At 68.4% G+C, this 13027-nt stretch carries 3 protein-coding genes; 1 reads left to right on the forward strand and 2 read right to left on the reverse strand.

Translation table 11 applies throughout. The features are described from left to right. Nucleotides 1-6: 6 nt before the first annotated feature. Both OG598_RS10795 and OG598_RS10800 read right to left on the reverse strand, forming a co-directional pair. Entirely contained in the window at nucleotides 7-705 is a 699-nt protein-coding gene (locus OG598_RS10795; protein WP_328654286.1) for a hypothetical protein, read from the reverse strand. Continuing rightward, nucleotides 702-10199: a LamG-like jellyroll fold domain-containing protein gene (locus tag OG598_RS10800; protein WP_328654287.1), complete on the reverse strand. Its 9498-nt coding sequence runs from the start codon at nucleotides 10197-10199 to the stop codon at nucleotides 702-704. Before OG598_RS10800 ends, OG598_RS10795 begins: the two co-directional genes overlap by 4 nt. A gap of 731 nt (nucleotides 10200-10930) precedes the next feature. On the opposite strand from OG598_RS10800, the gene OG598_RS10805 reads away from it, so the two are divergent. Continuing rightward, nucleotides 10931-12901 (forward strand): tachylectin-related carbohydrate-binding protein, encoded by a 1971-nt coding sequence (locus tag OG598_RS10805; protein ID WP_328654288.1) that lies wholly within the window; start codon nucleotides 10931-10933, stop codon nucleotides 12899-12901. Nucleotides 12902-13027 lie beyond the last annotated feature (126 nt).

The raw sequence follows: 13027 nt of genomic DNA on the forward strand, positions 1-13027 counted from the left end.
CGGGCCTTAGCGACGCCGGCGCTTCCATCCCGTCGCACGATTGATCAACGAAGCGCTTGCCTCAACAACATTGTCGGCCACTTCGAGGAGGTGATTCGCCTGATATTCGTCGTCCAAGGCGGCATTATCAGAGGGAACCCGCTCGATTCGCCCGCCCGTCAACAGCCGGGGCTCAAGGACGTGATCGAGTGACCCTATTTCATCAAGAAGGCGCACCAAATCAATTTCTCGCTGCCGCCCGCCACGGAGGTCGCCAAATATTGCCTCGTAAGGACCGTTCACGAACCCCACGACCGAGGCTACGGCAAACAGCCTCTTCCCCGGCAACGGCTCAATAGCGGCAGCCTCAACGCCTGAAGTGCGAAGAAAGCCAAAGGGAATGGTGGCGAACCACCCTTCAACCGACCACAGTGTGAGGCTCCGCGCCGGAAAGCTTGCGTGTACCCGTCGGTCGCCATCATCAAGTTCGATGTAGTCCGGCCACCGCTCGCAGAAGTGGTCGCTCACTCCCGTCGCCCATTTACCCGCCAGGCCGGATTCCTGAAGGCATCGGAGGTGGCAATAACCGTACCGGTCATCTGTGAATGATCTATCCTGCCCGAGCATGTAAGGCGCCAGGTAGAAATCCTGACCCATCAGGCCAAGGGCCAGCTGACCACAGATGAAGCACTGCTCCGGAACACCACCATCACGTAGCTCACTCATCGCCGCCCCACCAGATAGCCAAGGCCATTGATGATCGAGTCTACTGGCTCTTCCATGATGCCGCTCTTGTTGAAGTAGGTTAGATTTCCGCCCCAGTCAATGACCGCCTCCGTTGCCGATCCGGCCCGGGAGATGTCTTCGGTAAGGTCGGCAGCAACGGTCGTGAAGGTTGGGTGCGTGTGCAGGATAGGAACATCCCCACGCGGGAATCGTACCCGATTCGCTACGCCGAGGGTGGCGCGTAACGCGCCAGTTCGGCTCTGGGAAACACCGATCTCGCTGTTCAGCCACTCCGAAGCCTGAGCCACGGCTCTCGGGCGGACACCGCCGCCAAGGCTTACCGTGCCGTTGGTCTGAAACGCGTTCACGAGACGCTTTGCGCCCCCGGACATCTGGCCCCAAGAGATCTGGGGAGTGGCTCGCTGCGCACCGCCAAACGCCCGCTCCGCCACCCCACCGGCAACCGAGCTGACCCGGCCCATTCCGGCTCGGAGGCCACTTCCGAGGGCGCGGACCCCGGCACCAATGGCCTGCCCGGCAACCGCACCGAGCGCACCGCCAGCGGCGCCGAACAGGCCGCCCATGGCGGTGGCTCCGGCGAGGTCCCAGCCGCGCTTGCCGTCCATGTAGCCGGTGACCGCCGAGCCGACCGCGCCGGCGAGCGCCCCGCAGGCCACCGCGCCGACACCAGTCCAGCCGATCGCCGCACCGCAGCCCAGGCCGACGACGGCACCGACGGCGAAGCCGGCGATCTCGGCCGCATGGTCCTCGACGAACTGGGTCGCCTTGTCCCACATCTTCTCGGCGCCCTCGACGAGTGGTGCCAACTTCTGTGCGGCCGCCAGCCAAAGGTTCTGTTTGAACTTCTGTGGGTCCTGGATGGCCATTGTGGTGACCGCGACGACGCTCGCCGCCATCTTGAAGCCGGTGGACACCACCTTGCCGAGCGTGATGAGCGGCTTCGTCAGGGCGGGAATCACCGCTAGCTTGGTGAACTTGACAGCTTGTTTGATGGCCGACTTCGCGGCGGCTGTCACCGCGACCTTGGCCTGGTAGATGCGTTGCGCGACCATCTTGGCCTGTTGTTTGGCCCAGTCGGCGCCGCGGGCGACCTGGTTGAGTCCGGACTGGATTTTGCTCCCGACGTACCGGACGGCGCTCATCGTCTTCTCGCCGATCCACTTCGCGGTGCTGGAGATCGCTCGGCCGACCGCCTTGATGCCGGACCACGCGTAGTGAGCGACGGTGGACACGAAGTTCCTGCCGATGTTGTACGCCGTGTTGACGACATTGGACGTGATGTTCACGGCCGCGCTCGCGGCACGCTTCATCCAGCGCGGCCAGTGGCCGTCCGGGTCGTCGAAGTCCAGCGGGGCGCCAGCGCCGTAGGTGTAGCGGTTGGCCAGGATCGAGTCGCCGGAGGTGTAGTTGACGCTGTCCCGTGAGGTGAACGTGCCGGTGCCGGGCTGGTACCAGCGGGCGCCCATGTCGACCTGCCCGGTGTCCGGGTCGGTCCAGTCCCCCTGGAAGCCCAGCCGGCCGGTGCTGCCGGTGCTGGTCACCTTCTTGCCGAACGGGTCGTACGCGGTGGAGTCGTTCAGCGTGGACAGTTGGGTGTCGGCCGGGTTGATGGCCGCCACCACGTCACCGTGGGCGTCGGTCAGCGACAGCCGCTTGTTGGCGGCCTGGGCGGTGGCGAGCAGCTCGTCGTTCGGGCCGCGACCGTAGTACTCGTACCCGTCGTGCACCACCTCGTCGCCCAGACCGGCGTAGACGAAGGAGTTGCCGGTGCGAGACGCGACCCGGTCCAGGCCGTCGTAGGTGTAGGTCTGGTCCTGCGCCCCGGTGAGCCGGTCGAAGGCGTCGAACGAGAACTGTTCGGCCAGGACCGAGCTGGTGCGGGTCCGCAGGGTGCCCCGCGGGGTGTACGCGTAGGTGTAGTCGCCGTCGGAGAGCAGCCGGTTGCGTTCGTCGAACGTAGCGGTCTTGGACCCGGCCCGGACCCGGTTGCCGCTGGCGTCCCAGGCGTACGTGACGGTCCCGGCCGGGCTGGTCCAGGAGATCAGCCGGCCGGCCTTGTCGTAGTCGTAGGTGTTGTTGCCAGCACCGGCGGTGCCGGTGGTGTTCTTGCTGGTGAGGTGGCCGTTGAGGTCGAAGCCGTAGGTGACGGATGCCACCGTCTGGCCACCCGCGTTGCGCAGGACGTCGCTGGCGACCCGCCCGTAGTCGTCGTAGCCGAAGGTGCGGACGCGGCCGGCGCCGTAGTCGACGGTCTTGACGTCACCGGCGGCGTCGTAGTCAAGCTTCTGCTGCTGGCCGGTGATGCTGTCGGTGAGCGTGTCCAGGCGACCCTTGACGTAGCCGAAGCTGGCCGTGCCGGTCAGGTCGGTGCGGCTGGTCACCCGGCCGTCGTCGTTGTAGTCGAAGCTCGCCGTGCCGGACGGACCAGCGGTGGACAGCAGCCCGCCCCTGTCGTTCCAGTTGTACGTGTTGCTGCCACCGGGGGCGTTGACGCTGGTCAGCCGGCCGTCCTGGTCGTAGTCCAGGGTGCGGGTCGCGGTCGGGGTGTCACCCCCGGAACCCGTCTCCACCGTGAGTCGGCCGGCCGCGTCGTAGGTCCGCGTGCGGCTCACCCCACCCGGGGCGCTGAGCCGCACCGCGTTGCCGTCGGCGTCGTACGCGACCGTCCAGGTCCGGTCGGCGGCGGTCGGGTGGCTCGCCGTGGACGGCTCGATCGCCGACTCCGGCAGACCCAGCGTGTTGTACGTGTAGGTGGTGGAGTTGTTGCGGCCGTCGGTGTAGCGGGTCCGGTTGCCGGCGGCGTCGTACCCGAACGTGGTGGTGATCGGGTCGGCGTCGGTCGGCTCGATCTGCTTGACGAGCTGGTCCGCCGCGTCGTACTCGTAGGTGGTGACGGTGTTGTAGGGGTCCTTCGACGAGGTCATGTTGCCGGCCACGTCGTAGCCGTAGCTCTGGGTGCGCAGGACCGTGCCGTCGGCCTTGAGGTTCAAGGTGCTGACCCGGTTGCCGAACTGGTCGTACCCGACCCGGGTGGTGCGGCCGAGCCCGTCGGAGGTCCGGACCTGGCGGCCCGCGAAGTCGTACCCGAAGATCATGGCCTCGCCGGTCGGCGCGGTGCTGCGGGTGATGTCGCCGGCCCCGTTGAAGGTGTTGACAGTGGTCGCCCCGGTCGGTGACGACGACGAGGTCAGGTTGCCCGCGTCGTCGTAGGCGAGCTTGCTGACCAGGTTGCGGGTGGTCGGCCGGCGCTCGACGACGGTCTGGGTGACCTGCCGGTCGAGATCGTCGTAGGTCGACTCCACCCGGGCGCCCGTCGGGCCGGTGACCGAGAGAACCTCACCGGTACGGGTGTAGGTGTAGCGGGTGAGCGCCCGGTCGTCGTTGGTCTTCGACGGTTCGTCCCGCACTGTCAACCGGTTGAGCTGGTCGTACGTGTAGCTGGTGATACCCGCCGGGTCGGTTTCCTCCAACACGTTGCCCAGGGCGTCGTAGCGGCGCTTGTGCTCCGGGGTGACCGGCTGGGTCACGCCGGGCGCCTGGTACGTCGGCGCGAGGCTGCGCACCACCCGGCCGAGCTTGTCGTACTCGGAGGTGGAGACCCGTCCGAGCGGGTCCTTGACCGCGACCTGCTCGCCGAAGGTGTTGTAGCCCACCGAGCTGCTCGGGTTGGTGGAGACGGCAGCGTTGCCGTCGCTCTCGGCAAGGACGGCCGGGCCGCTCTGTCCGATCTGACGGCCGAGTTCGTCATAGCGGAAGGTGTCGGTGTACTTCGCCTTGTCGGCGCCGCTCACATTGCCACGCGGGTCGGTGACCGAGGTGCGAAGGCCGCGCCTGTCGTACGTGTAGCTGGTCACCCGGGTGCTGCTGCCGGCGGTGACCTTCTCGGTGAGCACGTTGCCGGCGTCGTCGTAGGTGTAGTCGACGACCTCGGAGGTGGCCAGCACCTCCCAGTTCAGGTTCGACGGGTTGCCGGTCCGGACGGTCTGCTTGACGTTGCCGTTGTAGTCGTAGGTGAAGGTGTTGGTCCGGCGCACCCCCGTCGGGTCCAGCACGGTGCTCGCCACCTTGCCGGCCTTGTCCGGCGTGTGGTCGGTGATCTGGGTGCCGTTGGCCCCGACCTTGCGGGTGACGTTGCCGGCCCCGTCGTAGGTGTTCTGCTCCACGACGTAGTCCCGCTTGGAGCCGTCCGGGTTGCGGAAGTCCTTGAGGGTGATTTTTTCCAACAGGTCGTCGCGGTAGTACTTGTACTCCAGTCGCCGTCCCATGGCGTCGGTGTCGCTGGCCAGCCGCCCCGCGAAGTCGTACGAGTAGGAGTGCAGGACCAGGTAGTCGCCGGTGCCGGTGCCGGGGGTGCCGGCCGGGTCGCTGCGCCAGTCCCGCAGCCGCACCTCGGCCACCTTGTTCTGGGCGGTGTACGCCCAGTCGTAGCGGTTGCCGTTGGCGTCGGTCATGGTCGTCTTGTTGCCGAACCTGTCGTACCCGTAGCTGGTCTCGTTGCCCTCCGGGTCGACGACCCGGACCGGCCGTCCCTCGTCGTCGTACTCGGTGCTGGTGACCCGCTCGGGGTCACCGCCGAGCAGGTCGGAGACGGTGACCTTGGTGGGGTTGCCGTCGGCGTCGTACTCGTTGACGGTCCGGCTCTGGTGCTGCTTGCCGGTGACGGCGTCGGTGGTGACCGGGCCGGTGACGGTGGCGACCCGTGAGTGCCCGTCGTAGGTGATCGTGGTGGTGACGCCCGCGGGATAGGTGTCGGAGATTTCCTTCTCGGTGATCCGCCGGCCGAGCGCGTCGTAGGTGTACTCGGTCACCAGCCCGGACGGCTCGGTCACCTTGTACAGGTCACCGTTGGCGTAGTACGCGTAGGTGGTGGGCTTGCTCTGCCCGTTGGTGATGCTGCTGGCCAGCAACCCGGACGGGGGAATGCCGTTGACACCGGCCTCGCCGCCGGTGGTGTAGGTGTGGGTGACCTTGCTGAGGTCCGGGTTGGTCTGGGTGAGGGGCTGTCCGGTGCGCTCGCGGTACGTGAAGGTGGTCAGGAACGCGTTGTCGGTCGGACCGCTGGAGCGGCCGTCGCGCTGCTCCACCGCCAGGTCGATGCGCGGGTCGAACGGGTCGGTGATGGAGGCCGGGTACGTGTAGTAGTTCGTGAAGCACTGGGTGGACGTACGGCAGCTCTTGCGGGTGGCGAGACGACCCCTGCTGTCGTACGTCATCTCCACCGTGTCACCGTTCTCGTTGGTGACCTTGCTCTGCTGGCCGTCCGCGTTGTAGGAGAACGAGCGGATGGCCATGCCGTCCAACGGGTGCCGCACGAAGATCGGCCCACCGGAGTCGCCGGGGATCACCGTGCAGAAGGCCGGGTCGTTCGGGTCGGGCTGGGTGCAGACCTCGGTCGGCGGCGGGTTCGGCGGCGGGCTGGTCTGCCCGGGTCGGTCCTCCTCGCGGGTCTCCAGTCCGAGCGGGGTGCCGGAGCGCAGCAGTCGACCGGCGAGCGCGTCGTACTCGTACAGGTAGGGGCGGTTGGCCGGGTCGAGGACCTGGACGCTGCGCCGCAGGTCGGTGTCGCCGCCGTAGACGGTGGGCTGACCCACCTTCCAGGTGCCGCCGTTGTCGTCGGTGTACTCCTTGACCCGGTCGGTGGCCGTGTCGTACTCGACCTCGGTGGCGACCCGGCCGCTGGGCAGGGTGACCCGGGTCAGCTGCTGGGCGGCCGGCTTCGCGTACTGGAAGTGCGCCTTGGCCGTGTCCGGGCCGATCGGGCGCGAGTAGACGGCGACCTCGTCGATCGTGCCGGCGAAGTACCGCTGGGCGGTGCTGCCCCAGCCCGGCCACGACGTGGGCGTGGTCGCCGAGGCGAGGCCGACCTGGTTGAAGGTCAGCAGCGAGTGCTCGATCGGCTGCCCGGTCAGGTCACCGACCTTCACCCCGTCGAGGTACATGGTCTGGGTGTTGGCCATCGCGGAGAGCACCACGTGGTGCCACTTGTTGTCGTTGACCGTGATGCCCGAGGTGATCGGTGCGATCGTGCCGGTGGCGAACTGGCCGCGCAGCTTGCCGTCGGTGCCGGTGTAGAGCAGCGGGACGCCGCTGGCGGCTGCGGTGCCGACGGCCTTGTCCTGGTAGCCGATGAGCGGGCCACCGGTCTGGGTCAGGCCGATCTTGAACCACAGCTCGACGGAGACGTCGCGGCTCTTCTTGACCAGGCCCTTGGGCAGTTCGAGGTAGGCCGAGGTGCCGTTGAAGGCGGCGGCGGTGCCGTTGGTGCCCTCCAGCACGCCGGGCTGGCCCAGCGTGACGTTGTTGCGGTACGTGCCGGCGTCCTTGCCCAGGTTGATCGCCACGTCGCTGGCGGCGCCGGTGCCCTCGGCCTCGCCGAGGTGGTAGTACGAGTCGGGCTTGGCGTCGAGAACGGCGGTGCGGTAGTGCGAACCGGCCGCGTAGTCGTAGTTGGTGCAGGCGGACTCCGGGCCGCAGACCTTGGTCAGCAGGTCACCGTTGTAGGTGTAGTTCCAGGTCAGTTTCGCGCCGTTGACCTGGTCGGTGCTGACCGTGGCGATGCGGTTGCCGTTCCAGGTGAAGGTCAGCGAACGGCCGGCCGTGTTGCTCTGGCTGTTGGACACCTGGGCCCGGGCGAGCTTGCCGGTCATCGGGTCGAGGGTCAGGTTGACCGAGTGCCCGGAGTTGTCGGTGATCTTCTGGAGTTTGTAGAGCAGGGAGAACTGGTAGGTGCTGCCGGTGCGGTCGACGAGCTTCCAGCTGCTGCTGTCGACGCTGAGCTTCGCGACCCGGCCCGGCGGCGGGGCGTACGTGCCGTCCGGGTTCTTGCCGAACCGCACCTCCTGACCGTCCGGGTAACGGACCACCACGTTGCCGGAGCCGTCGTTGTCGGGAATCAGCGTCATGTCGTACCGGCTGGACCAGCCGGCGCCGAAGACGCCGGTCGTCCGGGGGTCGAGGCTGTTGTAGGTGCGGACGAGGTTCAGCTCCGGCCCGACGGTCACGACCGTGGCGTCCACAGCGGAGGTCGCGAAGTTGCCGGTCTGGGCGTCGAACTCGCGGCCCTGCTCGGCGTTGGGTGAGGTGGCGATCCGGGACAGCAGGTCCGGCTGCGGCACCGAGCTGATCATGGTCGAGTACGGCGAGATGACCTCGTTGGCGCTGTCCTTGACGTAGGAGCGCCACAGGTAACTCTTGCCCCAGACCATCCGGCCGGCGGGCACCACCCAGGACTGCTTGGCCTGGTACCCGGAGTTGGTGCAGTTGGTCGCCGCACCGGCGTCGGTCTGGTCGCAGATCTCGAACTTGAAGGACAGGGTGGCGCCGGGTGCGGCGTCGGTGTCCACGGCCCGGGCCCACAGCAACGGGGTGAGCGTGGGGGCCTGGTAGCCGTTGTCCGGGTAGAGCTCCTGCACCACCGGCGGAACGTCGAACACCTGGAGCACGATCCGACCGGGTGGCACCTGGTGGTCGGTGAAGACCACGCCGCCGGTACGCACCATGGTGAAGTCGAGGAAGTAGGAGCCGGGCTCCAACCGCTTGACCGTCGCGTCGAGGGTCACCTTCGCGCCACGGGCCAGGGTGGTGGGCAGGTTCGCCGCCCGCTGCTGGGTCACCGCCGCGCCGGTCTGCGCGTTGTAGACCCGGTAGGCGAGGTAGTAGTTGGCCGGCGTCCACGCCTCGGCACCGAGGTTGGTGACCGTCACCTTCACCTTGCCGTCCTGGTTACGCAGGACGGCCGGCTCCGGGGTGGGCTTCGGGATCGCGTACCCGGCGTTGTACGGGCTGTGCGTGACGTAGAGCGCCGGCGGGTTGGCCGTGCCGGTACCGGCGAACTTCTTCCACGCCGAGGTGTCGGTGGTGGACGCGCGCAGCGAGAGACCGTTGTTGGCCTGCTGGCCGTTGGCCCAGCGCTGCACCAGGTTACGGCCGCCAACACCGAGGTCGAACATCTCCCCGGCCGCTGGGCACGAGGACTGGGACTGGCCGAGAGCGACGTACCCGTGGGCGAACGAGCGGCTGACCAGGGCGCCACCCACTGCCGGCCCCGGGTACGAGTAGCCGGTGCCGGCCGACCACGACCCGGTGACCGGGTGGACGCTGACCGCGCGCGCCTTGCAGGAAGCCGCGTCGAAGTTGACAGCGGAGAGCGCCACACCGTGGATGGTGTGGTTCTGGAGTCGGCTGACCAGGTTGCCGAACTTGAGGTAGGCCGCCGCGTTGAACTCGCCGCCGCAGCTGCCACCAGGACACGCCGATGAGGGGAAGCGCCCAACGAGCAGCTCACCGCTACCGGAGGTAGAACTGCCTCCGTGCACGGACATGCTGCCGTCGGCGTTGATCGCAGCGACGGGCGGGCCGACGGTCGGGTCGACCTCGACCGGGTACCGCCGGGCCGGGTCGGTCAGCCAGGCCCGGTCGGGGGTGACCTTCAGCGCCGTCTGCCCACCCGTGGTGACCAGCTCGTAGGCGACCTTGGTGGAGGTGGCGGGACCGGCCGTGCCGGAGCCTGCGTCCACCATGTAACCCGCCGGGATGACCCCGCGCTGGCGCCCGTCGCGGTCACTGAGGACGACCTGACCGTCGACCAGCTTCGCGGTGAGGTTGCGCAGGCTCAGCGGGAACACGTACGACGCGGGCGCCTTGGCCGAGCGCAGGACCAGGGTTTCCTTCACGCCACCGGCCCGGGGCTCCAGGCGCAGGTCGACGTCGGGGCGTACGCCGGGGTAGGTGACGGCCTTGCCGTCCACCCGGCCCGGCGCGTTGGACGCCTCGGCCAGACCGAACCCGAACTCGGTGTCGGCGTCGAAGCTCAGCCGGGCCAACTGACTCGCTGCGCCGTTGCCGGCAAGGTGCAGACCGACCGAGTCGGCGGCGGTCCCCCACCCGTCGGCGGTCGGTACCAGGGAGTGGTCGATGGGTGCCCAGGTGCCGTCCGGCTTGCGGTAGTTGATCGGGGAGGAGGAGAACTCGGTGGTCTGGGTGCCGTCGGCGTTGTCGAACACCCGCTGGTTGACGTCGCGCTCGGCCGGCCGTTCCCGGCTGGTCCGCTTGTCGAAGCCGCGGGTGTCGTCGACGGGTGCGGTCGCCACGGACGCCTTGTTGCGCCCCGGCTCGGGCTTGTCGGCGAGCTTGTGCAGCGGGTACTGCCCGCGCAGCGACTTCGGCAGGTCACGGTTGGGGCGTCCGGACGTCACGTGCGCCTTGCCCGCCGCCGAGCCCCATGCCTGGTTCGGCTTCGCGCCGCCGGCGCCCCGACCGGTGGAGGCGACACCGTCGCGGTCCCGGGCACCGCCCGCCGGCAGCGCGGTCACCCCGCTGCCCCCCAGGTTGAGCATCAGCACGCCGGCCAGGGCGGCAGCCAGGACGGACCGGGTGGTGCCAGAGCCGAACACCGAGCGTTGCCGGGGTAACCGACCACGCAGATCGGTCAGCCGACCGCGCGGGTCGGGCAGACGGCGAATGCTGAAGGACATGGTCACCCCTGGATCGAGGACGGGCTGAGAGGCGGAGAGAGACGAGCGAGGGCCGCGAGACCTGCGAAGGCCCGCGAAGCCGGGTATGTGATCGCCGTTACCTCTTCACGGGCACGGCGTTACGGCGTCGACCCATCAGTCGACGGAAATGTCAGGAGGTACGAAGAGGCAACTCGCGTGGACGGAATTCACGCCGGAGCGGATCGTCCAACAGAACCAATATTGCCTCGGCACGGCAAAATGCCGCCAAGTCAGCGGTCACAGCTTCACACCCCCGTGTGCTGCTACTCATCGATATGCCGCTGTAGGTTGCAGCACGCCCGATCGGCTGTCAAGCCACAGTGGCGGCGGTCTTCCTGATCAGCGTTACGACCTGGGACGATTACTTTCCGTCAAGACTTCGGTTATTTGAAGGCTTAAGTCCGTTTTCGGCTCGCCCCGGCCCGCTTCCGGACGTCCATCGTGGATGCTCCGGGAACCCTCCCGGCGCCCTCGATCCGGGCCGAGCTTCCGCGCTTGGCAGGCGACCCATGGTCGTGCATGATGGGCCGCGACCGTGGCGGACGAATCACTCACCGAGCACAGTGAACTCTTTGTGAATGTGACGGTAACCGCAGACTGATCGATTCACCACGGTCGTTTTATTATTCTCGGGGGAGGATGACACAAACGTGTCCCACTTGACCAAAAAAACCACTCCACGGACGTCTTCTCGGCGTCGATCGCTGGCGTTGACCGCCGCAGCACTCATCGGCGCCGCCGGCCTCGTGGCACCGCTGCCGGCGTCTCCCGCGCAGGCGGCAACCGACGCCTTCAGCTGCACCGGAGCCGCGGCGTTCTTCAACTCGACAACGACCGGCACGCTCGTCCGCCGCCAGTACAGCACCCCGGGCCGGGACGGCGGCGTCTTCACCGCCGCCACCACCGTCGGCCCTGCCGGCTGGCAGACGTTCGGCCGCCTGCTGGGTGGGCCGGACGGCCGGGTCTACGGCATCAACTCGACCGGGCTGAACCGCTACCGGTGGACGGGCAGCGTCTGGGAAACCGTCGACGGCAAGCAGAGCTGGAACATCAGTACGAGCTTCACCAACTACGCGACGGCTGCCTTCCGCAACAAGATCACTGTGGACCAGATCGGCGACTTCTACGCCGTCGACGCCCAGGGCAAACTGCGCTGGTACCGGTTCGACGAGTCGACGCGGAAGTGGACCATCGACGCGCGCGTCATCGACACCGGTTGGGACCGGTACAACCTGATCGTGGCCGGTGCCCCCGGCACCCTCTACGCCCGTACGGCCGATGGCAAGCTCTACCGACACCGGTTCGACCCGGCGAGCCAGCGGTGGCTCCTCCGTGACCGCCAGGTCGGTTCGAGCGGCTGGGGAGCCTTCACCCGGGGGCTCTTCTCCGCCGGCGGGGACACGCTCTTCGGCATCCAGGCCGACGGCGACCTGTTCCAGTACCGCTTCCGCGAGGACAACCTGTCCTGGGCGCTGACCGCCGACCAGATCGGCAACGGCTGGGAGGGCTTCCCGAACGTCTTCACCACCACCAACACCTGCCGGCAGGGGGCGATCACCAGCCCCGCGCTGCCCGCCACTCCGGCGCAGCAGAACGCCCCGTTGGCGGTCGTGCAGGCCCCGCCCGCCGGCTCCGCGCTCGGCAGCCTGGAGATCGCCTACACCGACAACATCGGTCAACTGCGGCACGGACGCGCGAACCCGGACTCGCTGTTCTCGGTCCAGTGGTCACCGGTGCCCGGCACGGAGGCGTACACCGGCAGGCCGTCGCTGGTCTCGGACGCCCAGAACCGGGTCACCATCGTTGCCCACGAGACCACCAGCAACGTGGGTTCGTTGACCCAGAAGACGCCGGCCATGCCGGACTGGAACCCGTGGCTCGCCCTCGGTGGGGCGATGCGCTCGGAGCCGACCGCCGTCCGGCTCTCCGACGACACCCGCGCGGTCTTCGCCCTGGACGCCGAGGGTGCACTGTGGCACCGCCGCCAGGACGGCACGGCCGGGGATCTGCTTCCGTGGACGCCGCTCGGTGGCACCGGCCTGACCGGTACGCCGGTCGCCGTGCCGGGCGCGGACGGCACGGCCGCACTCCTGGTGGCCAACGCGGCCGGCACCCTGCAGACGGCCACGTACAAGGGTGGCGCGCTGACCTCCGCCTGGACGGGGCTGGGTGGCGCGGGCTTCGTGGACACGCCGAGCGTGGTGACACTGCCCGGCCGTCGCCTGATGGTGTTCGCCCGGCACACCGACGGAGTGGTCAAGAGCCAGTTGCAGAACCTCGACGGCACCTGGCCCGGCACCTGGAACGCGGTGGGAGACAGCGGTGTCACGCCGGTCGGCTCCCCGACCGCGGTTCTGAGCCCCAACACCGGCCGCATCTCGGTGTTCACCCGGACGACCGACGACACCATCCAGCACAGCCGACAGACCGCCGCGGGCTCCACCGCGTGGGGCAACTGGGCCACGGCGACGGTACCGGACGAGACCTATCCGACCGACCCGACGGCATTCGTCTTCCAGAACTCCAGTGGCATCCGACTCGGGTTCGTGAGTCGGACCGCCAACGGTTCGGTTCGGCTCTACGACACGGACGAGTCGGCTGCCTCGCTCGCCACTCGGGCCGCCCCAGCCGCGGGCATCTCGTTCACCAGGCAGGAGATCCCGCAGCCGCGCGACAACTGACCAGGATCGGGCCGGCGGCCGTCGGGGCGACACGCCCCGACGGTCGCCTCGGCTTGCCTGCTGTCCCTACTCTGAAGGGGCCGCGACGCCACTTCGGCAAGTCGGGGCCTTAGCGCCTGCACCGCC

Source organism: Micromonospora sp. NBC_00330 (assembly GCF_036136635.1).
In the GTDB taxonomy this organism is placed as follows: Bacteria; Actinomycetota; Actinomycetes; order Mycobacteriales; family Micromonosporaceae; genus Micromonospora; species Micromonospora salmantinae.